Origin of the sequence: Nocardia sp. NPDC047654 (genome assembly GCF_043205035.1) — a bacterium.
In the GTDB taxonomy this organism is placed as follows: domain Bacteria; phylum Actinomycetota; class Actinomycetes; order Mycobacteriales; family Mycobacteriaceae; genus Nocardia.
Window position 1 is genome coordinate 1800268 of the sequence record NZ_JBIDDF010000001.1, and the last position, 21794, is coordinate 1822061.

Sequence of the window (21794 nt, forward strand, 5' to 3'; positions counted from 1 at the left end):
CTTTCGGTCCCGGGCGGTGACGTCGCTAGCGGCCGCGCGGCCGCTGACTTTGGTGAGACGGGCGTCCGATCCGCATCCGCCGGGAGGGCGCGAGCGGTGCGCTGTGACCGGTCTGCCCGGTACGCATCGCGGATACCAGTTCCGCGCAGATCTCGTGCGCGCCGAAGCGCGGCGCCCAGCCGAGTTGCCGTCGCGCCGCCGAGGAGTCGATCAGGCACGCGCGGTCGGCGAGGGTCAGCCACGCCGGGTGCAGGGGCAGGAGGCCGGTGCGCCATCCCGTCCAGGCGGCGGCGTCGAGTACCCGCCGGGGCGCCGGCAGGCGGAAACCCCCGAATGCCGCCGCGAGCGCGTCCGCGCCCAGGCACGGTTCGGCGGCGAGGTTGAACGCTCCCCCCGCCCGTTGGTGCGCGATGCGCCCGATCGCGGAAGCCACGTCCGAGCTGTGCACCAGCTGCAGCCGGAAATCGCGCCACAGCGGCACGGGCAACAGGCGTCGGCCGAGCAGCCACCGCGGCAGCCACGGCGGCAGAATCCAGTCCGCCAATTCGGCGGCGGACTCGGCCTGGGCTATGCCGCACGGGCGAATACGCGCAGTGCGCGTTTCGGGGTGGCTCGCCTCGAAGCGGTCCAGCTTCGCCTCCAACTCCGCCTTGGACACGCTGTAGGCACTGCCGGGCACTCCCGACAGCCGCCATCCTTCCGATACCCGCCGCCAGCGTTCGGCGGAGGTGTAGGCGGCGCACGAAGACGCGGCGATGAGCTGCGGCACTGCCGCCTCCGCCACGGCGCGCAGCACGTTGTCGGTGCCGATCGAGTTGGTCCGCCGCATCGGCGGATCACCGCGACGCGGATGGATCGCCCATGCCAGGTGAACGAGGACATCGGCACCGGCGCAGGCGGCACGCAGGGTCTCGACCGAACCGGCGAGCCCGATATCGCAGGACACCCACCGCACCGATGAATACGGTTCGCGTGCGCGGTCGGGATGCGGCGAGCGATTCCGACGATCTCGCAACCATCGGCCCGCAACGCGCGCAGCAACGCCGTCCCCACATTGCCGCTGGCGCCGGTGACGACCACCTTCATACGCGGCCCCGCTCGAACCCGTTCCGGACCATCGCCGGGGCGTCTTGGTGGTCGGTGACCTCGAGCCAAGCCGCGCCGTCGGCGGGCAGGGTGTCCGACGTCCGAGGCTCGGTGGACAGCAAGACCCGCTCGTGCCGGGGCAGCGCGATCGGCGCGCTCGAAATGTTCACCACGCAGACCAGGCCGGGGGAGCGATGGAGGGCCAGCACCCCTGTCGCGCTGGGCAACCACGACCAAGCGCCTTCCCCGAGCGCGGGATGGTCGCGGCGCAGACGCAGCGCCCTGTGGTAGAGATCCAGTATCGAATCCTGTTCCCGCATCTGGAGTTCGGCTGTCGATGACACCCAGCGCCGGGGCTGTGGCAGCCAGGGGGGCGTGCCGTCCGGACCGAACCCGAAGGGGGGCCGGAACCCGCTCCACGGCAGTGGGACGCGGCACCCGTCGCGGCCGCGCACCGTGTGGCCCGAGCGCTCCCAGGTCGGGTCCTCGAGCACCTCCGCGGGAAGATCCTCGACCTCCTCCAAGCCGAGTTCCTCCCCCTGATAGAGGTACGCGCTGCCGGGGAGCGCGAGCATCAGCAGCAACGCCGCCCTGGCGCGCCGCCGCCCCCGCGCCACGTCGACAGGGCCGTGCGGTTCGTGTTGCGAACCGCCACCGCGGGTGGACGCCCGGCCGTAGCGGGTCACGTGCCTGGTGATGTCGTGGTTGGACAGCACCCAGGTCGGTGGGGCCCCGACCGCCTCCAGCGCTTCGGTCGTGCAATCGACCACGGCCCGCAGCGCGGCGGCATTCCAGGAGCACCGCAGGAAATCGAAGTTGAACGCCGTGTGCAGTTCGTCCGGACGCACATAGCAGGCGAGGCGCTCGGGTTTGGCCACCCACGCTTCGGCGACGAAGACGCGATCCGGCCCGTAGGAATCCGCGATCTCGCGCCAGCCGCGGTAGATTTCGTGCACTTCCGGCCGGTCCCAGTGCGGGTGGCCGGTCCGATCCGGCGGTTCCAAGATGTCCTCGTGATCGGTCTCGATATCCGGCAGATCGGCGTGTTTGACCAGCCCGTGGGCCACGTCGACGCGGAAGCCGTCCACGCCTCGATCCAGCCAGAAACGCAGGATCGACTCGAATTCGGCACGGACATCCGGATGCGCCCAATCCAGATCCGGCTGGTGGACGTCGAACAGGTGCAGATACCACTGCCCGTCCGTCACCCGAGTCCACGCCGGGCCGCCGAACACGCTTCGCCAATTGTTGGGCGGACCGCCGGAGGGCGCGCCGTCCCGGAACAGGTAGCGGGCTCGCTCCGGCGAACCCGGCCCGGCCGCGAGCGCCTCCCCGAACCAGGGGTGCCGATCCGAGGTGTGATTGGGGACCAGGTCCACAATGACGCGCAGGCCGTGCGCGTGCGCTTCTTCGATCAACGCTTGCGCGTCCGCCAGCGTGCCGAAGCGCGGATCGATGTCGCGGTAGTCCGCGACGTCGTAGCCTCCGTCCGCCATCGGCGACGGGTACCAGGGAGTTATCCATATCGCGTCCACCCCGAGGTCGCGGAGATAGGGCAGCCGAGACCGGATGCCGGCGATATCGCCGACACCGTCGCCGTTACCGTCGCAGAAGCTTCGGATGTAGATCTCGTAGATCACGGCGTCGCGCCACCAAGGGGCCTCCGCAGCCATCGTCACGCTCTCCTCTCGGTTCGCTGCAGGTCGGGTACCCGGAATCGAAAGTCGTAACGTCGCGTGTTCCGACGGCGGCCAGGGGTGGCCGCGACCGCGGGTGTGGTCGGTGCCCGGCCGGGTAGTCGCGGAGCATGGCTACTACAGCTCCACTTCCGGAAGATCGAGCAGGCGCTCCGCGGCGAGCCGTGGTGACCGGGGGAGACTCCGGGATCGGTGCGGCGATCGCGGTCGCGCTCGCCGCGGGCGGGACCGACGTCGGTCTGACCTTCCACAGCGACCGGCGCGGCGCGGAGGACACCGCGGCGCAAGTGCGCGAACAGGGGAGAACCGCCGCCGTGCGCCGCCTCGACCTGGCGAACCTGCCGTCCGCCGCGTCGGTCGTCGACGAACTCGCCGACGAACTCGGTGGCCTCGATGTGCTGGTGAACTGCGCAGGTACCGGGTCGGCTCAGAAGGTGATGGAGATGGACTTCGACACCTGGCGGCACGTGCTGTCGGTCGACCTCGACGGCGCGTTCCTGTGCGCCCAGCGCGCCGCCGAGCACATGATCGCCGCGGGCAGCGGTGGCCGGATCATCAACATCACCAGCGTGCACGAGCACGCGCCGCGCGTCGGCGCCGCGCCGTATTGCGCGGCCAAAGCGGGTCTGGGAGCGCTGACGAAAGTCCTGGCGCAGGAACTCGCCGAATACGACATCACCGTGAATTCGGTCGCGCCGGGCGAGATCTCGACACCGATGACCGGTCAGGAAGACGTCGATCCGCGTGAGCAGTCCCGCCCCGGCGTACCCCTGGGGCGAACCGGTCACGCCAAAGAAGTCGCCGCAGTGGTGGCGTTCCTGGCCGGACCGGAGGCAAGCTATGTCACCGGCGCGTCCTACGTCGTGGACGGCGGCATGCTTTTGATGGGCCCGCAGGCGAGCAGCATGCTGACCGACGAGAAATGGCGCACGCCATGACCGCTGATCCGGCTATTCCTCGCCGCTGCGGGGCAGCGCGCTGAGTTCGAGAAGGCTGTCGACCAGGGTGCGGGCGTCGGGGAAGCCCAGTACCCGGGCGGCGATGTGCAGGTCGTCGAGGGTGTACGGATGCGGATCGGCCACCGGTACCCAGCGTCTGATGGCGGGTCGTTCGCGGTCGAAAGAACTCATTTCAGCAGTCGGCATAGCGAGCACTTCTCCATTCCGGGGGGAGTGCCGGACCGATCGCCCGGTCAGCACTCGAGCCAGGCTATGACGCGAGCGAGCGCGCCGGTGTCCAAGATCCTGGACACCGGCGCCGTGACTGCTACCGCTCCGCTACTGGGGACAGGCAGCTGGCGGGTGGATCGACGAACACGCAGATGGCCGGGCCGCGGGTGGGCCGGTAGTCGCCGGGGACTCCGCCCCCGGCGATCACCTGCGTGTAGGTGCCGACGGCGTCGGTGGGGCGGCGGGTGAGGCCGGGGTCGGTGCGCACGTCCACGGTGTAGAGCCCGAATCGCGGTGTGTAGCTGCCCCATTCGTAGTTGTCGGTGAGGCTCCAGTAGTTGTATCCCATGATGTTCATGCCGTCGGCCGCGGCGCGCTGGATCCAGTAGACGGTGTCGCGGAGGTGATCGCTGCGGGTGTAACCGTCGGCGCGGGGGCGGCCGTTCTCGGTGGGCATCCCGTTCTCGACGATGTAGAGCGGTTTACCCGGCAACCGGCGCGAATAGTATTGCAGCGCATAGTAGATGCCCTCCGTGCGCAACGGCAGGTCCCAGATCTGCGGTCCGGGCAGGTTGGGCATGGCCGAACCGCTGGCTCGCGCGATGGACTCGATCAGCGACTGCGCCGGATCGTAGGCGAAGTAGTAGTCGACGCCGACGTAGTCGAGGCGATCGGCGATGCGATCGATGAGCGGGCCGTTGACCTGCGCCTCCGAGCCGGCGACGTAGCCCACATTGCTGGTCACCTGCGCACCCGGCTGCCTCTGATGGATGTAGTCGTAGGCGGCGTTGTGTACCTGTGCGACCCGCTCCAGCATCTCGCCGGAGTCCGCGGCGCCCCGGCGGACCTCGTGCACGATGTAGGCCACGGGCTCGTTCACGGTCACCCACAACGGGTTGCGGGAGGCATAGCGGTCGACGACGGCGCGCATGTTGGCCAGCCAGTCGTCGACCATGCGCGGGTTGCGCCAGCCCCCTCGGTCGGCGGCCCAGCCGGGATACACCCAGTGATCGAGCGTGATCATGGGTCGCATCCCGGCCTGCTCGACGGCGCCGATGACGGAGTCGTAGAAGCGGAATGCGGCGTCGTCCCAGACTCCCGGCGCGGGTTGCAGTCGGGCCCACTCGATTCCGATCCGGAAAACCCGCGCGCCGAGGTCCGCGGCGAGCTGGATGTCCGACGCGTATCGGCCGTAGAAGTCGACCGAATCGCCCAGGCCGTCGTAGCCGGGGGTGGCCCCGATGTACCGCGTCCAATTGCTGTCGGGCGCATGGCCTTCGGACTGGAAACCAGAAGTCGATACGCCCCAGAGGAAATTCCCGCCCAGTGCCGGTAGGCCGGCCACCGGCTGTACGGGCGGGGTGGCCGGCGATTGCGTGGCGAGCAGCAGCGTGGATGCCGCGCCGGCGAGCGCGGCCAGGACGTACCGACGGAACCGAGATCGCATTGGCCCAGAGTAACTGGGGCAGTCCACCGAGTGGCGGAATCCGCGTATCAGCGCGATTCGGAGACGCGGACGATCCCGGCCCCTGGTTCGCCGTCGCTATTGCATGGCGAAGCGCAAAAGTGCCTGCATGTCACCTTGTTTGATCTTGCCTTGGCGGTTGAGGACTTCGAGCTGCCATTGGTCGCCGTTGCGGAAGGCGCGGGCCACCGCATTGGCGTTGTCGGTGCCGAGCAGTGAGGGCCAGATGTCGGCGACCTGCTGGCTGTTGCCGCCGGTGGCGTCGTAGACCTTGAAGGAGATGTTGTTGGCCTTGTCGAACGAACTGCCCTTCTTGAAGGCGGCGGCGACGAAGATGATGGCGTCGATCGCGGTGGGGACGTCGGCGAAGGTGACGTGGATGGTCTCGTCGTCGCCGGAGGCGGCGCCGGTCTGCTCGTCGCCGGTATGCGCGACCGAGCCGTTGCCCAGTGGGTCGAGCGAATCGAGTCCCGCGAAGCGCACCGGTTCGCTGCCCTGCATGAGAACGGCGACCAGATCCAGGTCGACACCGCGTTTGCGGCGCGCCCAGCCGAGTGCGCCGCCGCTCGTGCCGGAGGACGGATCCCAGCTCACCCCCACACTCAACTTCGTGATCCCCGCGAGGTCCGCGGCACCGTCTTCTTTTCTGAGCGTAATCACGACATCAGGATACTGACGCCGCGCCGCCGCGCCCGCGATGACGAAAACCCCGGCTGCTCACGGCGCTCCGGATTCGTCGCGGCACGCTATCGCAGGACCCGGCCGCCTGCGCGCCGAAACGATCACCGCTCCACGCGGCGTGCCCACCAGGCCTTGACCAGGCCGGTCGCGCCGACCTGCGCGCGCCTCCGGTTCGGCACCGTGGCGCGGCGGTCGAACACCGCGAAATCGCTGTCCTCGATGCGGTCGAGAATCTCCGCGTACAGCGTGGCGGCCGTCGTGACGCACGGGCGGGAACGAGGGTGCAGCAGAGCGATTCCGGCGTGCGCGAAACGGTAGATATCGCGGGTGATCGCGTGCTGCGCCGCCAAGGCTTCGCGGACTCGCGGCTCGGTGCGCCGGCGTGTGAGGCACCAGCGCAGGAGATCTCGGTCGACGCCGAACGCGGCCAGTTCTTCGGTGGGCAGGTAGACCCGGCCACGCATCAGGTCTTCGGCGACGTCCCGCAGGAAGTTGGTCAGTTGGAACGCCTTACCGAGCGCGGCGGCATGGGGTGCGGCGTCGTCGGCGCAGGTTGCGCCCAAGACCGGGAGCAACTGCAAACCGATGACTTCGGCCGAACCGTAGATATAGGTGTCGAGTGCGGCGCGGTCGGGATAGTCGGTCACCGTCAGATCCATCCGCATCGAGGAGAGGAAGGCGTCGAACAGGGCCGCTGGAATGCGATAGCGATCGGCGGTGTCGAGAATCGCGGGAAGCACGGCGTCGGCGTCGGCGTCACGATCGCGGAAGTGCACAGCGAGTGCGTCCAGTTGCCGGGCCCTTTCGGCGGGTTCGCGACGCGGGTCGAACTCATCGAGGATGTCGTCGGCTCGGCGCGCGAATCCGTACAGGGCGTGCACTGCCGGGCGTTGATCGGGCGCGAGCAATCGGGTCGCCAGGAAGAAGGTCTTGCCGTGGCGTGCGTTGAGCTGTCGACAGTACCGGTAGGACCGGTGCAAAGCCGGGCCGCTGATTCCGGTTTCGGGGGCGGTGCGGGTCATCTCGGCTCCGATCACTGTCATCGATCAATTCGGCTGGTGCTGAGCGCGGCTCGCACGGGTACGGTGCGCCGGTGTTTTTGCGGCTCGAGGCCGGTGACGCGATCCGCGGCGAGCCGCCCGGAGATCAGCACCGGCGGAATCCCCACTCCCGGCACGGTCGAGCCCCCGGCCAAGACGACGTTGTCGATACCGCGGATCATGTTGGCCGGTCGGAACGGACCGGTTTGGGTGAACGTGTGCGCGAGCGCGAACGGGCTTCCCGCGCGCATGCCGCGCCGCGCCCAGTCGGCGGGCGTGTCGATGCGCAGGACCTCGACATCGCCGAGTCGCGCGCCGAGTCGTTGCTGAGCGATCGTCAGGATCTGGTCGGCGTAGCCGGTGCCCGCTCGCTGCCAATCGATCCGGCGGCGTTCGAGGTTCGGCACCGGCGCGAGGACCGACAGCAGGTCCCGTCCTGCCGGAGCCGTAGCCGGATCGGTCGCGGTAGGGCGGGTGACCAGCAGCGAAGGATCGCGCATCACCTGTCCGCGCACGATGATGTCGTCGAACGATTCCTCCCAGGCGGCCCCGAACAGCAGGCTGTGATGCGCGATTCCGGCCGTGGGCGCGCACGCGAGATGGGCGATCAGCGCCGACGGCGCGGAGGTCAGCGGAACCGGGCGCCGCGGCGCCCGCGCGACGAGGCGGTACGCCTCGTGCAGTTCGGTAGTCAAGACCACTGCGTCGCAGGGGATTCGGTCGCCGTCCTGGGTGAGCACGCCGGTGATCCGTGAGCCCGCGCGGTCCAGGGCGGTGACCGAGGTGTCGTAGCGGAAGCGAACACCGGCATTTGTCGCCGCGCTCGCCAGCGCATCCGGAAGCGCACGCATGCCGCCGCGCGGGAAGAACACCCCGCCGACGGTGTCCATGTAGGCGATCACCGCGTAGGCCGCCAACGCCCGGCTGGGCGCGACGCCCGCGTACAGCGATTGAAAGGTGAAGACACGCCGCAGGTCCGGGTCGCGGATGTAGCGCCGGACAGCGGCATCCCACCGCCCGAAACCGCCCGCGGCGAGCAGCCGGGCCAGTGCGGGAGTCGCCATCGACAGCGGCGAATCGAAATTCGCCGAGATGAACCGGTCCATCTCCGCGCGATACAACCGCGTCAGCCAGTGCCGCAGACGGCGATACCCGTCAGCCTCGCCGGCTCCGGCGAACCGGCGGATCTCCTCCTGCATCCGCTCGGCGTCGGTGTGCACCTCCAGCGTCCGGCCCTCGGCGAAATGCGCCCGGTACGCAGGTTCCACGGGTGTCAGCCGCACATGGTCGGCAGCCCGCGCTCCGGCGGCGGCGAAGACGCTCTCGACGATGTCCGGCATGGTGAGGACCGTCGGGCCGGTGTCGAACCGGTAGCCCCCGACCTCCGCGTGCCCGGCTCGCCCGCCCGGTACCGAGTCGCGTTCCACCACGATCACTTCGCGTGATCGGCCGGCCAGGTGCAGGGCTGCGGACAACCCCGCCAAGCCGGCCCCGACGATCACGATTCGATCGGTGGCGCCTTCGACGGTGCGCATCGGTTCGACCTCCTGTCAGGCGACGCGTTCGGTGCAGGCGGCTGCCATGTGCGCGAGGGCGGCCCGCATCGGTGTGGGAAAGTTCGCGGTGTCCAGCGCGCCGTGTGCGCTGTCGACCAGCTCGGCGATCATCGTCTCGATCCTCGCCGGGGCGCCGGATTCGGCGATCAGCGTTCGGGCGCGGGCGATCTCGGCGGCACCGAGCCGGGGCCGACGCAACAGATCCGACAGTTCGGCCCGCGCCGCCGAGGTCGCCAGTTCGCGCGCGAGGACCACAACGCTGGTCGCCGTCCGTTCGGCGAGGTCGCTGTCGGCGGGTTTGCCGGTCACGGCCTGCGACCCGAAGATGCCGAGAACGTCGTCGCGCAACTGGAACGCCTCGCCGATCGCGGCGCCGTACCGGCCCAGGGCGTCCACCACGGCCGCGCCGCAGCCGGCCATCGCGGCGCCCATCTCCAAGGGGCGTCGCACGGTGTAGTTGCCGGATTTGGCTCGTGCGATCGCCAGGACGGAGTCCAGCGCCGGCTCCAGGCGCGCGTCATTGAGCAGATCCGCGAACTGGCCGGTCGCCAGCTCCACCCGCATGCCGTCGTAGCGCGGCCGAACCCGCGCGAGCACGGAATCGGCGAGCCCGCTTTCCCGGAGCATCTGCTCGGCCCACACCAGGCACATATCCCCGAGCAGTGTCGCGGCGGATTCGCCGTACCGGACGGAGGAGCCGGGCGCACCGGTCCCGCGGTGCGCCGCGGCGAACCGGACGTGCGCGGACGGGGCGCCGCGCCGCGTCGCGGACTGGTCCATGACGTCGTCCTGCAACAGCGCGAACGCGTGCAGCAGTTCCAGACCGGCCGCCGCGCGCAGGGCTGCCGGGTCATCCGGCGCTCCGCACAGCCAGCCGAGGTACATGAACGTCGACCGCACACACTTGCCGCCCATGGCGTATTGGCGCAGAACATCTTGCGCACCCAGGCGAGTGAGCGCGGCAGGGCACGCCCGCACGAGAAAATCACTGATCTCGTCGAGTACTTCCCGGCGCACCGCGTCCCGCCACAGCGAGAAAGAGGGCGCGGCACCGAGCGCCGGAAATCCCCTGACCGAATCGGTCGATGTCGGCTCGGACGACACGACGCTCATTCCCGATCCCCTTCGTACGCCTCGGGCGCCTATTGCTGCTTCAGCGATGTTACTCATAATGATGCACTATCGAGGCGAGAAGCAGCCCTGCCAGGTCTGAAAGTCACCCGCGAAGCCGAAACCGCCGCTGCATGTCGGGGTCGAGACGCCGGTGACCGAGACCGTCGCGCCGGGGCCTGCGATTCCGATCGACAACCCCGGGCGCGCGCCGGTCGTCGTGACCGTCGCGCCGGGGCCGAGCGCGATCGCGGCGGGGCCGGACAGTGCCGCCGAGTTCGAGGTGGCGACGCCGCCGTTTTGCGCTATCGCCAGGGAGAGGCTGGTCGGCGCGGCATCCGCGGTGGCCTTTCCATCGAAGCCGTACGCGGCTGCGGCGCCGCCCGCGCCGCTGGTCGCCGAGCACGAGGCGCCACCGTCGGAGTTCTGGGTCGCCGCGAGGCCCGGAGCGGGGCACCCCGCCGGGGCGGCGGTGGCGGCGGGTGCGGCGAACAGCAGGCCCAGTGATGCCGCGCCCGCACCGGCCGTCAACCCGATCGATCGCGTGAGGGTGAGTCGGTTCATGACGTTCTCCTTCGGGAGCATTGGCTTACCGGGCTTCACACTACGCTTCTAATGATGCAAAATCGATGCATCGGTCGATTGTTCGAAAGGAGCGGAGGACGTGCTGATGCGGAGGCCGCCGGACAGCCGCTCGGCCCGCGGCGTCGTGGGTGCGTGGCCTGACGGCTCGCCCGGCACTCCGAACCGTGACCAGCCCACGCGGTGCGGCGATGGTTGACGAACAATCCGCCCGTTACACGGTGGGCGCGGTGGCGGCCAGGCTCGGCGTTCCGATCGCCACCCTGCGCAGCTGGAACCAGCGCTACGCGATCGGCCCGCCGAGACAGCGGCCGGGCGCACACCGTCGCTATTCCGAATCCGATATCGCCGCCTTGCGGCGCATGATCGAACTCGTCGGAGCCGGCGTCACACCGGCCAGTGCGGCACGACAAGCACGCGCCGAAGCTCCGGGAGGGCCAGTGGGTCGCAGCCCCCTCTTGGCGGCGGCCGAACAGCTCGAGCCCGATCTCGCGCTCACCGAGGTCATGGCCGGTTTGGCACACGACGGTGTCGTCGCGACCTGGAACCGGCTGTGCCGTCCGGCATTGGCGACGATCGTCACCGGGCAGGCCGGCGGCCGAGGTCTGATCGAGGTCGAGCATCTGCTGTCCTGGGCGGTGATCGCCGGCCTGCACCGCATGTTCCCGCCGGTGCGGCGCCCGCGCTCCCAACCGCCGATTCTGCTCTCCTGTACCGCGGGCGAGTACCACGTGCTGCCCCTGGAGGTGCTGCGGGCCGCGCTGGCCGAGCGGGGTGTCGTGGCGTTGTTGCTGGGCGCGGCGGTGCCCGACTCGGCCTTGACCGACGCCCTGTCGCACCACGACAGCCCGTGCGTGCTCACGCTCTGGTCACAGGTGCCCGCCACCGCCACACCGGAAACGATCTGTGCTGTGCGCCGGACCGCGGGACGGGTGCTCGTCGCCGGACCGGGCTGGTCCGCGGTCCGTCTGCCGCTCGAGGTGTCCTACGTCCGCACGCTGGAGGACGCCCTCGCGACTCTGTGCGAAATCGGGCGCGCCGCCGGGTGAAGGCGTTCGCCCCGGCGCGTCTCGAACCGTGCACGTCGCAGCGCCGACGCCGCCGCATCGGAGGTGGCCTGCGTCATCCGCTCCGGGGAAGCGGTCGCGTGCGTCATCGCTGCGGTCCGCCGCGGGGGACGGCCGAGACCGCGCATCGGATTCGGCTACCGGCAGCAACCGCCTTCATCGAACGCGGCCTTTCGGCAGGGGCCTTCACCGCGGTGGACGCAAAAGGTATTCGCCGGCGAGCTGGACGGCTTCGCGTTTGCTGTACCCGGGGTGGTCGGCGACGATGAAGTGGCGGCCGATCGCGAGGGCGAACGTCAGGGTGCTTCGTGCTTCGATCTCGTCGGGGTCGGAGACGAAAGCTCCGAACATCGTGCGCAGGAAGTCCATTCGCTCGTTGTCGATACGCCGCAGGCGCGCCGCGACGGATTCGTCGTGGCGTGCCCAAGCCCGCACCGCGATATCGATGCGGTGTAGGTCCTCCGCGAAGGTCAGTTGTCCCGCGCGGCGGATCCGCTCGGCGGCGTCGCCGCCCTCTGCCTCGGTCTGGGCGATGACCGCTGTCGTGCACCGGCGTTCCCACTCGTCGAGCATCGCCGTGAGCAACGCGGGACGGCCGTCGAAGTACCCGTAGAACCCGCCTTTCGTAACGCCGAGTTCAGCGGCGAGCGTCTCGACGCGGACGGCCTCGGGACCTCCGCGGGCAAGGGCCTCGAGGCCCGCCTCGACCCAGCGGGCTCGTGTGGTGCGGGGCACGGCTGGAATCTGGCCACCTCCATTGATCGCGCTGATTCTATACGTTACCGTATAAATCATCTATACGGCACCGTACAAAAGGTGCCGCGCAGCAGCCGTCGGAAGGTCACGATGAACACCAGGAAACGGTCGCTCCGCTGGGCCGCCGCGATCATGCTCGTACTGGGTACCGGGCACATGTTCTTGCTGGCGCTCACCGCCTGGGCGGACATCACCGGCTGGGTCGATCGGGGGATATGGGCGGCCGTCCCGCTCACGCTCGCGGACGGAGATGCGGTACAGACGACGGAGTCGCTACAGAACAAGGTCACATTTTGGGCCGGTCCGGGTTGCTTCGCCGTCCCGCTGATCCTGTTGGGTTCGCTGATCTGGCATCTCGCCGGGCGTGGGGTGCCCGTGCCCGCCGGGATCGGCTGGGGCCTCGTGGCATGGTGCGCGCTAGGGGGCGTCCTTCTGGTGCCGTCCCCGTTCTTCGTCGGGATGATCGCCGGGGTACTCGTCATCGTGGCGGCGCGGAAGAATGATCGACCGGCGACCGTGTCGGCGTCGAGTACGGAGATGCGAAGCTGACCTGTGCGTGTCGCTTCACGGCCTGGCGGCGCACGCCGATGGCCGACCTGCCTGCCGCCCTGCGATAAGGGCTGACCATCCCGGTCGACGACCAGCCCTTCCCCGGCTACCTGGAGGGCACGATCGGGGTGGCCCCGGCCGGTCCCGGCGCGGGAGGAACCAGCGCACCGGCCGGTGTATTCGTACTCGGTGCCGATCGGCCAGGTGGCGGCGCCAGTATTTGGAGTGGGAGTGCCGGTGCCTGCGCCGCGGGCCCGCGGCCGCCGGGGGCGGGCTTGTCGTCGCCGCACGAGGGAGCGCTGTGTGCTTCGCCGCAGGTGGATCCTGGACCGGCGGGAACGATCGGCTCGGCGGAGGCGCCGGCCGCGGCGATGATCAACGAGACCGACACGCCGACCGGTGCCATCCAACGGCGCATGGGGATCACAGCCATATCGGGTCACCGTAGACGGCGACCGAATTGTCGGCTGTGGCCGTGGAAATCGACACGATCGCGAACGAGCGCAGGCTCACCGCGCCCGCACACGCATCGATCTTGATCTGGATCTGGTCGACCGAGATCGAACCATGCGCTCCCGCGAGCGGTTTGGTGCCGAGCGTGATGCTGTTGATGGTGCCGGGCTTGATCGTGGTCGACATGTTCGGCAGGGCCAGCGCGCTGCCGCCGACCGCGAGACCGGGGGAGGGGGCCACGGTCACCATGGCGTTCGGGCCGATGGCCGCGGACAGGCCCACGGTGAGGCCGTTGGACACGTCGGCCTGGCAGCCGATCTGATATCCCAGCTGCAACGTCCCGGAGTTCACCGCTTCCCGGCCGTCGCCGCCGATATCGGCGGCCGCCGACAAGGTGACGAACCCTTCCCTGCTGAACGGCGTCGCGGCGAGATTGGGTACGCGCTGCACGTCTTCCGCGGTTTTGCTGATCCGCAACTCCCAGCCGTCCTCGGTCTCGACGACGCGAGATTTGTCTGCCATTTGATCAGCGGTCGCGGGTGCGGCGGTCATGCCGAGCGCCGCGGTCGCGGCGATGCCGAGCATCGCTATCGTCGAGCCGTTCAATGAAATCCTTAGTGCTGGTAACAGTTCGACGTGATAGTACTGACCCGTCCCCGGCCGTGGCACGCCAAACACCCAGTACTGGGTAGCGGGGGATTCGCTGGACTGGATCGCCGGTCAGCGGTGGATATACCCCCTGGTGAGCGGGGCGTCGTCCAGGCGAGGGGCGATCGATTCACCGCCGAGCGCCTGCCGCAGAATCGCCTGTTCGTCCTGGATGACGTGCATGACGGCGTTGATCAAGGCGAGGTGGGTGAACGCCTGCGGGTAGTTGCCCCAGTGGCGGCCGGTCCGGGGATCGATCTCCTCGGCGTACAAGCCCAGCGGGCTCGCGTAGCCGAGGAGTTTCTCGCACAGTTGTCTGGCTCGTTGCTTCTCGCCGATCTCCGAGAGCGCCGAGACCAGCCAGAACGAGCAGATCGTGAAAGCGCCCTCCTCGCCCGCGCATCCGTCGTCGGTCTCACCGACGCGGTATCGCAGGACCAGGCCGTCTTCGGTCAGTTCGTCGGCGATGGCCAGTACGGTGTTGCGTACCCGTTCGTCATCGGGCGGCAGGAAACGAACCAGCGGGATGAGCAGGGTCGACGCGTCCAGTGCCGTGCTGCCGTAGTACTGGGTGAACACCCGGCGGGAGTCGACGGCGTGTGCGCAGATGTCGGCATGGATCTCGTCGGCGGCCTTTTGCCAGCGCTGCGCCCGGTCCGAATCCTGGTGGATGCGGGCCAGCCGGGCGCCGCGATCGGCGGCGACCCAGCACATGACCTTGCTGGAGGTGAAGTGCTGGGGTTGCCCGCGAACCTCCCAGATGCCATGGTCGGGCTCGCGCCAGTAGGTGAGGGCGCTCTTGACCGCACGGCCGAGCAACGGCCAGGCCCGGGCGTCGATTTGATCTTGGTGACGGGCGTAGAGGTAGACCGCGTCCAGCGCCGCGCCCCACACGTCGTGCTGGCGTTGCCGGTATGCCTCGTTGCCGATGCGCACCGGCGTGGCGTTGTCGTAGCCACGCAGGTGGGGCAGGGTCTGTTCGGTGAGATCGGTTTCGCCGCCGATGCCGTAGACGATCTGCATGTCCTGGGCTTCCTCGGTCAAGTCGAGGATGTAGGAGAAGAAGTCGTTCGCCTCCCAGCTGAAGCCCAGTGTGTACAGGCCCCACAGGGCGAAGGCGGAGTCGCGGATCCAGGAATAGCGATAGTCCCAGTTTCGCTCTCCACCAGGGGTTTCGGGCAGTGAGGTGGTGGCCGCGGCAGCGACGGCGCCGGTCGGGGCGAAGGTCAATCCCTTGAGGGTCAGTGCGCTGCGGGTGAGTTCCGCGGTCCACGGGTGATCCGGGAACCGCCCGCCGGCAAGCCAGTGCCGCCAATGGTGGATCGTCCGCAGCAGCCGCTCTTCGGCCTCCTCGGCATCGCAGGGGGCGTCGCGACTACCCCAGGCCAGGGCGCAGAACCGGGTGTCGCCTGTCTTCAGTAGCGTCCGGGCGACCGCGTGCGTGCCTTCCAATCCCAATCGCATGTCGGTGCTCAACGTCAGTTGTAGATCGGTCCCCTCGGCACTGGCCTGGGCGAGGTGATAACTGCCGAGATAGTCCCATCGGGCGCGATACCTGCCGTAGTCGAAGGCCGGTTGACAATCGAGCCCGAACTGGATCTGGCCGGTCTCGCAGTGCACCGTGCGCAGCAGGATGTGCTCGGCGTCGTAATCGGTGGGGGTGCGCCGATGCGCACTCCGGCCCGGTGTCTGGTGCCGCCACGGCCCCACCAGCAGCACGTCGCGCACTGTCGCCCACCCATCGCCGCTGCGCCAGCTCGTCTCCATGACCATCGTGCCCGGGATGTAGCGACGGTCGGTGGGCACCACGAAATCGGCGGGAGCGAAGCGGAACGAGCCCGCGGATCGATCGAGGATCGCCGCGAACACGCTCGGAGAGTCCATGCGGGGCAGACACATCCACTCGATGGCTCCACTGGGGGAGATCAGGGCGGTGACCTCGCAATCGGAGATGAACCCGTAGTCGTCGATGCGCGGGAACGCCGTGAGCCGCGGTGTGCGTTCGATCTCGTCCATGCGTTTCTCCATCGTCGTCTCGGCGCTTACCGTCCGGCCGGAGTCATGTGACGCTTCCATCAGCCCACCATCTCGCGGGTCGGCTCGGCAAGCCCTCGGCAACTAACGAGGGTCTTCGGCCGGGGGCGCATCCGGGCTGACCAGCCGACGGGCGGCCAGGACCGTGGCGGCGCGGCGTTCGGTGCGGTTGTGATGGTCGGTGCGGGTGGCGTGCATGGCCGCGGTACGGGCCAGATCGGTCAGCATGACGATCAGGGTGATGGGCAGGAATTCCGCCGTGATCAGCCCTTGGTCTTGCCCGCGCCGGATCTCGGTGAGCTTTCCCGCGATGATCCGGCGGATGGCGTCTTCGGCGGCGGGGATGTGGGTCTGTTCGATCTCGGCCCACGCCTGCAGGCGGGCGTTGTCGGGGTGGGTGACGTAGTGGTCGAAGAGCCGACCGACGTAACCGGGCAGGTCCGCGGCGTCGAGGGCGGTTTCGTCGGTGGTCTGGGTGACCCATTCCGCTGTGACCGCGGCGTACAACTCGTCTTTGCCCGCGAAGTACGCGTAGAGCCGGTCCTTGCTCGCCTTGGCCGCCTCGGCGATGCGATTGATGCGCGCGCCGGCGATGCCGTACTGGGCGAACTCCGCTTTGGCCGCGACGAGGATCCGTTCCCGGGTGGCCTGACCTGCTGCGCGCATGGGCGAATCCTATCTTGCCGAACCTTTTGGTTCGGATATAGAGTTTCCGAACCAAAAGGTTCTGGAAACCGCACCTGGGAACGAGGATGGTTATGGGCTCTACAGGGACCGACTGGCGAGATCTCGCCGCGCGGGAGACCGGGGTGACCGCGGCCGAGTTGGATGCGCTGTGGGCCGACCTGCCCGTCGCGCGCGCCGAGGACATCCTGGGCGAATGGAAGGGGGCGGCGTTTCCGACCAAGCATCCGCTGCGCAAAGCGCTCTCGGTCAGTCGCTGGTATGGCAAGACGTTCCACAGCGTGCTGGACGCGAAGCCGTTGATCTGCCGCGCCGAGGACGGGTCGCTGTTCTCCAACGTCGAACTCGGCGGCGGGGAGGCGACGCTGTGGAATATCGAGTTCCGCGGCGAGGTGACCGCCACCATGGTCTACGACAGCCGGCCGGTCTTCGACCACTTCAAATGGCTCGACGAGAACACGCTGATGGGCATCATGAACGGCAGGCCCGATGTGGTGCTGGCCCACGGCGAGCACTTCTACTTCCTGCTCGAGCGGGTCTGAGCGATGGTGACCACCACCGCGGTGCTCTCGCGCGACCCGGCCGCGCCGTTCACCGTCGAAGCCGTCGAGATCGATGAACCGCGCGACGACGAGATCCTGGTCCGGGTCCAGGCCACCGGGATCTGCCATACCGACCTGGTCACCCGGGCGGCGGGCGCCACCGACCGTCCGGTGCTGCTCGGGCACGAAGGCGCCGGAGTGGTGGAGGCCGTCGGCGCGTCGGTGACCGGTGTGCGGCCCGGTGACCGCGTCGTGTTGACGTTCCGGCACTGCGGAACGTGCCGGAACTGCCGGGCCGGACGGCCGGCGTATTGCGTGCGGGCGGCGAAGCTGAACCAGTTCGGCGCCCGGGCGGACCGCTCTTCCCGGGTCACCATCGCGGGAACTGCCGTGCTGGACGGGTTCTTCGGTCAATCGAGCTTCGCCGCGTACGCGTTGACCACCGCCGACAACACGGTGGTCGTCGACACGCAGGTCGATCCGGCCATCCTGGCTCCACTGGGCTGTGGATTCCTGACCGGCGCCGGAGCGGTGCTCAATGTACTGCGACCGGACCCGGACGCCCGCGTCGCGGTCTACGGCGTGGGCGCGGTCGGGATGGCGGGCGTGCTGGCGGCCCTGGCGAGCGAGGTCGCCGAATTGGTCGTGGTGGAGCCGTCGCCCTTCCGGCGGGCGCTGGCGCTGGAACTCGGCGCCACCGCGGCCCTGGATCCTGCGGCCGACGACATCGTGCCCGCGATGCGAAAGCTGACCGACGGCGGGGCGACCCACGCACTCGACACCACGGGATCGTCGCGTGTGCTCGCCACGGCGGCCGCCGGCGCCGCGCGCGGTGGCACCGTGGTCGCGGTCGGCCTGGGTACCGGCGTCCCGGAGATCGACTTGCGGGATATCGTGCTGGGCGGCAAAGGGATCCGCGGTTGCCTCGAAGGCGACGCGGTGCCCGCGACCTTCATTCCACACCTGCTGGACCTGCACGCCGCCGGATGCTTCCCCATCGACCGTCTCGTGACGACGTACCCGCATACCGATATCAATGCCGCGCTCGCGGAGCAGCGCGACGGCAAGGTCGTCAAGCCCGTTCTGACCTGGTGACCGGACCGTAGGGTCATGACCTCGCTGGTTGGGGCGAGGCAAAAGGGGGATAACCCGGGAAAGGGCCGGATGCGAGCACGGGCATGCGGCCGTGCGACCGCAGGAAGGGGCCGGGATGGTGTCGAGCACGCTCGCCGCGCTGTACCAGGCGTCCGCGCCGGAGCCGCCCGGTCTGCTGCCCGCGCGCCAGCAGATGGCCTTCTCGCTGGGCTGGCATATCGTGCTGGCCTGTTTCGGCGTGGCGTTTCCCGCCATGATCTACGTCGTGCATCGCCGGGGAATCGTCCGTGCCGACCCCGTCGCCTCGGGACTGGCCAAGCGGTGGGCGACGGTGTCGGCGATCCTGTTCGCCATCGGCGCGGTCTCCGGAACGGTCCTCAGCTTCGAGATGGGCTTGTTGTGGCCGGGGCTGATGGGTCGCTACGGCGACGTGCTCGGCTTGCCGTTCGCCTTCGAAGGGCTCTCGTTCTTCATCGAAGCGATCTTCCTGGGTATCTACCTCTACGGTTGGGGCCGCATGCCGCCGCGCAGGCACCTCGCGATGCTCGTCCCGATGGGCGTCGCGGGGGTGGTCGGCACATTTTGCGTGGTCAGCGTCAACGCGTGGATGAACAATCCGACCGGCTTCCGGCTCGTCGACGGCGAGGTGACCGACGTCGATCCGTGGCGCGCGATGTTCAACGACGGCGTCTACCTGCAGTTCGCCCACATGTGGGTCGGGGCCTTCATGGTGGTCGGATTCCTCGTGTCGGGTGTCTACGCGGCAGGTCTGCTGCGGGGACGCCGCGACCAGCACCATCGGCTGGGGTTCACGGTCCCGTTCGTCTTCGCGTCCGTCGCCGCGGTCGCGCAACCTCTCATCGGGCATGTCCTGGGGATGCGGGTGCACGACACGCAACCGGCGAAGCTGGCCGCGTTCGAACTGGCCGCCACCACCGAGGGGCCCGCCCCGTTGCGATTGGGCGGCGTGCTCGTCGACGGTGAGGTCAGGGGAGCGCTCGAGATCCCTCGGCTGGGTTCGATCATCGCTCGCAACTCGCTGACCGCACCCGTCCCCGGTTTCGACTCGGTCCCCGTCGAGGATCGGCCACCGGTCAACATCACCCACCTCGGCTTCCAGACCATGGTCGCCATCGGCACCCTGCTCGCGCTCATGGTGATCGTGTTCTGGTTGCTGCGCTGGCGGCGCCGCGACCTGCTGGCCCGGCGCTGGTTCCTCCGGGCGGCGGTGGCCGCGGGGCCTCTGGCGATTCTCGCGCTCGAATGCGGCTGGATCGCCACCGAAGTGGGCCGCCAGCCGTGGACGGTGTGGCAAGTGCTGCGTACCACCGACGCCGCCAGCACGAGCAACGATCTGTGGTGGAGCTACGTCAGCGTGTTGCTGGTGTATATCGGGATGACGGTGGGCGCGATCGTCGTCCTGCGCTCCATGGCCCGCCGCTGGCGCACCGGCACCGCGACCATCACCGCTCCGTACGGGCCGGGAGCATCGCCGGTCGACCAGGCGCAGCGCGCTCGCAGCGTCGGAAAGTCCTGACCGATGGATCTCTCGGATGTGGTCGCGACGGCGATGTTCATCGGGGTGGTGCTCTACGCACTGTTCGGTGGCGCGGACTTCGGCTCCGGATTCTGGGACCTGACCGCGGGCGGCCCCCGCCGCGGCAGCCGCCTGCGGGTGCTCATCGACCACAGCATCGGACCGGTGTGGGAGGCCAACCATGTCTGGCTGATCTACATCCTGGTGTTCCTCTGGACCGCCTACCCCGCGGTGTTCGCCGCCATCATGACCACCTTGTTCATCCCGATGAGCCTGGCGCTGCTCGGAATCGTGCTGCGCGGGGCGAACTTCGCCTTCCGCAAGTACTCCGCGACCCTGGGCCAGGCGCGCCTGTTCGGCGCCTTGTTCGCCGGTGCGTCACTGATCACGCCGTTCTTCTTCGGCACCGCCGTCGGTGCGATCGCCTCCGGCCGGGTGCCCGCCGAGGGTTACGGCGACCCGGTGCGCTCGTGGCTGAATCCGACCTCGATCCTGGGCGGCACCCTGGCCGTCGGAACGTCCGCCTTCCTGGCCGGAGTCTTCCTGACCGCTGACGCCGCACGTTCGGGTGATGGCGCCCTCGCCGGCTATCTACGTTCCCGCACGCTGATCGTCGGCGGGGTGACCGGGGCGGTCGCGATCGCGGCGATCCTCCCGATCCGCCATGACGCACCGACCCTCGGTGCCGGGCTGCTCGGACGCGCCCTGCCGCTGATCGCACTCTCGGCCGCCGCGGGCGTGGCCACCCTGGTGCTGCTGTACCGGCGTCGCTTCGGGTGGGCGCGGGTGCCTGCGGCGGCCGCGGTCGCCGCGATCGTCATCGGATGGGCGGTCGCGCAGACGCCGTGGATCCTCGTCGACCAAATGCTCATCGCGGATGCCGCGGGCGCCAGGGCCACCCTGCTCGCACTGCTCGCCGTCGTCGCCCTCGCCGCCGTCACGGTGCTCCCTGCGTTGGCCTACTTGTTCTGGCTCACCCAGACCGACGCGTGGGTACGCGAGCAGCCCGGGTTCCCGGAAGAGGCGTAGGACACCGCCGGCTTCCGCGCACCTCCCGACGGATCCGCGAAGTGGTACCGAAAGAACGGTTTGTTTGTGGTCTCGGGTGGTATCCGCTGCACGTATCGGTTCGACAGCGCGGTCGTGCCGGTACGCGATCGGGGCATCTCCGCTGCTCGACGACCGGCCGGTTCGACGTTTGTCACGAATACTCCGCGCCGCGCGAGACGAGATGCCCTCTTCCCAGAGGATGAACGGCGCGAAGGATTGCATCGTGATCGAGGACAGGAACATGCCCATCACCGACGACGACGACCGAGACCGGATCATCTGGCCCGAGTCCAGCGCTTCGAACGCGTGGTGGGCGGATGTCATGGGCCACCGATTCCCCCGGACCCAGACCGCGACCTCGAGTTGACGTCGCCCGTCCCGTTCCGATCGCAGCCGCGACCCGAGCGTCGCAGCGGTGCGGGGCCGGTGTGCGCCGCGCCGCGCTCTGCGGCGGTGGCTTCGGCCCCTCCCGCGGCGCTGGCGCGACGACCAATCACCCGTACGGTGGGGCCACCGAGGGAGCAGGGCGTACTACGTGCCGGAGTTTTCGGGCTCCGGTGAACGGTGCAGGTTGCGCAGTTCGTCGATGATCTCGATCGCCGTCAGCGAAGAGGTCGCGGCGCCGTTGCGGATCCGGGCGGCGAGGCCTGCCGGGCAGCCGGGGCCCGGCCTGGACGTGGTGGCGCATGCCGTGCAGCCCTCGACGGCACCGGCGAGATGGGCTTCGACATTGCGCGCGTCGAGCGCGGCGATCAAGTCGAGCCCGCTCAAGAAGTTGATCGGCATGTCGATGAGTTCCTCTTGCTGAATGTCCGATCGGGCGTGCGAGTCGCACGTGTTGTGTCCGGCCGTCTTCATGCCGCACAGCCCGACTCGACCGAGGCGGGACGGGCTGCAGCGGTGTCCGGCGGGTGAATCCATTGCACGGCCGACGGCATTGTCGGCCTGCCGACGTCGTTGTCGGGGCGGATGTCCGGTGACGGCGTTGTCGTT

21 protein-coding genes and 1 pseudogene are annotated in these 21794 nt (G+C 69.1%); 8 read left to right on the forward strand and 14 right to left on the reverse strand.

Annotated features, from left to right (window positions below; genetic code table 11):
• Nucleotides 1-25: 25 nt before the first annotated feature.
• Both ACGF7Y_RS08410 and ACGF7Y_RS08415 read right to left on the reverse strand, forming a co-directional pair.
• Nucleotides 26-1086: pseudogene (locus tag ACGF7Y_RS08410) on the reverse strand (NAD-dependent epimerase/dehydratase family protein).
• Nucleotides 1083-2759, reverse strand: coding sequence for a glycoside hydrolase family 13 protein (locus tag ACGF7Y_RS08415; protein ID WP_393230761.1), 1677 nt, complete (start codon nt 2757-2759; stop codon nt 1083-1085). The pseudogene ACGF7Y_RS08410 and the gene ACGF7Y_RS08415 overlap by 4 nt, the downstream one beginning before the upstream one ends.
• Nucleotides 2760-2893: 134 nt before the next feature.
• Between ACGF7Y_RS08415 and ACGF7Y_RS08420 the strand changes: the two genes are divergently transcribed.
• The gene (locus ACGF7Y_RS08420) at nt 2894-3721 is read left to right on the forward strand and encodes an SDR family oxidoreductase (RefSeq protein ID WP_393230764.1); all 828 of its coding nucleotides are present in this window, start codon (nt 2894-2896) and stop codon (nt 3719-3721) included.
• Nucleotides 3722-3733: 12 nt separating this feature from the next.
• Here ACGF7Y_RS08420 and ACGF7Y_RS08425 read toward each other — a convergent pair whose 3' ends face one another.
• From ACGF7Y_RS08425 to ACGF7Y_RS08455, 7 genes are all read right to left on the reverse strand, one after another.
• On the reverse strand, nt 3734-3913 hold the full coding sequence (locus ACGF7Y_RS08425) for a hypothetical protein (protein WP_393230767.1): 180 nt from the start codon (nt 3911-3913) through the stop codon (nt 3734-3736).
• A 136-nt stretch (nt 3914-4049) separates the two neighbouring features.
• Nucleotides 4050-5399, reverse strand: a complete 1350-nt coding sequence (locus tag ACGF7Y_RS08430) for a family 1 glycosylhydrolase (protein WP_393230770.1) — start codon at nt 5397-5399, stop codon at nt 4050-4052.
• A gap of 96 nt (nt 5400-5495) precedes the next feature.
• The gene (locus tag ACGF7Y_RS08435; protein WP_040871596.1) at nt 5496-6077 is read right to left on the reverse strand and encodes a TerD family protein; all 582 of its coding nucleotides are present in this window, start codon (nt 6075-6077) and stop codon (nt 5496-5498) included.
• 122 nt (nt 6078-6199) lie between these two features.
• Entirely contained in the window at nt 6200-7120 is a 921-nt protein-coding gene (locus ACGF7Y_RS08440; RefSeq protein WP_393231038.1) for a phytoene/squalene synthase family protein, read from the reverse strand.
• A 17-nt stretch (nt 7121-7137) separates the two neighbouring features.
• Nucleotides 7138-8673 carry a phytoene desaturase family protein gene (crtI, locus tag ACGF7Y_RS08445; RefSeq protein WP_393230773.1) on the reverse strand — a complete coding sequence of 512 codons (1536 nt, stop codon included), beginning with the start codon at nt 8671-8673 and terminating at the stop codon, nt 7138-7140.
• Nucleotides 8674-8688: 15 nt separating this feature from the next.
• Entirely contained in the window at nt 8689-9807 is a 1119-nt protein-coding gene (locus tag ACGF7Y_RS08450; protein WP_393230776.1) for a polyprenyl synthetase family protein, read from the reverse strand.
• Nucleotides 9808-9873: 66 nt separating this feature from the next.
• A complete protein-coding gene (locus ACGF7Y_RS08455) occupies nt 9874-10368 on the reverse strand; it encodes a DUF6764 family protein (RefSeq protein WP_393230778.1) in 495 nt (164 codons plus the stop codon).
• Nucleotides 10369-10577: 209 nt separating this feature from the next.
• Between ACGF7Y_RS08455 and ACGF7Y_RS08460 the strand changes: the two genes are divergently transcribed.
• On the forward strand, nt 10578-11435 hold the full coding sequence (locus ACGF7Y_RS08460; RefSeq protein WP_393230781.1) for a MerR family transcriptional regulator: 858 nt from the start codon (nt 10578-10580) through the stop codon (nt 11433-11435).
• Nucleotides 11436-11639: 204 nt separating this feature from the next.
• On the opposite strand, the gene ACGF7Y_RS08465 is transcribed toward ACGF7Y_RS08460, so the two are convergent.
• Entirely contained in the window at nt 11640-12248 is a 609-nt protein-coding gene (locus ACGF7Y_RS08465) for a TetR/AcrR family transcriptional regulator (protein WP_393230783.1), read from the reverse strand.
• A gap of 51 nt (nt 12249-12299) precedes the next feature.
• Here ACGF7Y_RS08465 and ACGF7Y_RS08470 point away from each other — a divergent pair, with 51 nt between their 5' ends.
• Complete coding sequence (locus ACGF7Y_RS08470; protein ID WP_393230786.1) at nt 12300-12758, forward strand: DUF6463 family protein; 459 nt, start codon at nt 12300-12302, stop codon at nt 12756-12758.
• Nucleotides 12759-13181: 423 nt separating this feature from the next.
• Here the strand turns inward: ACGF7Y_RS08470 and ACGF7Y_RS08475 are convergent, their stop codons facing one another.
• The 3 genes from ACGF7Y_RS08475 to ACGF7Y_RS08485 form a co-directional block, all read right to left on the reverse strand.
• Entirely contained in the window at nt 13182-13817 is a 636-nt protein-coding gene (locus tag ACGF7Y_RS08475; protein ID WP_245659818.1) for an MspA family porin, read from the reverse strand.
• A 114-nt stretch (nt 13818-13931) separates the two neighbouring features.
• Complete coding sequence (locus ACGF7Y_RS08480; protein WP_393230789.1) at nt 13932-15875, reverse strand: glycoside hydrolase family 15 protein; 1944 nt, start codon at nt 15873-15875, stop codon at nt 13932-13934.
• Nucleotides 15876-15977: 102 nt separating this feature from the next.
• Nucleotides 15978-16559 carry a TetR family transcriptional regulator gene (locus ACGF7Y_RS08485; RefSeq protein WP_393230792.1) on the reverse strand — a complete coding sequence of 194 codons (582 nt, stop codon included), beginning with the start codon at nt 16557-16559 and terminating at the stop codon, nt 15978-15980.
• A gap of 86 nt (nt 16560-16645) precedes the next feature.
• Between ACGF7Y_RS08485 and ACGF7Y_RS08490 the strand changes: the two genes are divergently transcribed.
• The 5 genes from ACGF7Y_RS08490 (at nt 16646) to ACGF7Y_RS08510 (ending at nt 21168) form a co-directional block, all read left to right on the forward strand.
• Nucleotides 16646-17119: a DUF4334 domain-containing protein gene (locus ACGF7Y_RS08490; RefSeq protein ID WP_393230795.1), complete on the forward strand. Its 474-nt coding sequence runs from the start codon at nt 16646-16648 to the stop codon at nt 17117-17119.
• Nucleotides 17120-17125: 6 nt separating this feature from the next.
• Nucleotides 17126-18214: an NAD(P)-dependent alcohol dehydrogenase gene (locus tag ACGF7Y_RS08495; protein WP_393231041.1), complete on the forward strand. Its 1089-nt coding sequence runs from the start codon at nt 17126-17128 to the stop codon at nt 18212-18214.
• 115 nt (nt 18215-18329) lie between these two features.
• Entirely contained in the window at nt 18330-19751 is a 1422-nt protein-coding gene (locus ACGF7Y_RS08500) for a cytochrome ubiquinol oxidase subunit I (protein ID WP_393230798.1), read from the forward strand.
• A gap of 3 nt (nt 19752-19754) precedes the next feature.
• Nucleotides 19755-20780 carry a cytochrome d ubiquinol oxidase subunit II gene (locus ACGF7Y_RS08505; RefSeq protein WP_393230801.1) on the forward strand — a complete coding sequence of 342 codons (1026 nt, stop codon included), beginning with the start codon at nt 19755-19757 and terminating at the stop codon, nt 20778-20780.
• A gap of 244 nt (nt 20781-21024) precedes the next feature.
• On the forward strand, nt 21025-21168 hold the full coding sequence (locus ACGF7Y_RS08510) for a hypothetical protein (protein ID WP_393230804.1): 144 nt from the start codon (nt 21025-21027) through the stop codon (nt 21166-21168).
• A 164-nt stretch (nt 21169-21332) separates the two neighbouring features.
• On the opposite strand, the gene ACGF7Y_RS08515 is transcribed toward ACGF7Y_RS08510, so the two are convergent.
• Nucleotides 21333-21587 carry a hypothetical protein gene (locus tag ACGF7Y_RS08515; RefSeq protein ID WP_393230807.1) on the reverse strand — a complete coding sequence of 85 codons (255 nt, stop codon included), beginning with the start codon at nt 21585-21587 and terminating at the stop codon, nt 21333-21335.
• Between the last annotated feature and the right edge of the window lie 207 nt (nt 21588-21794).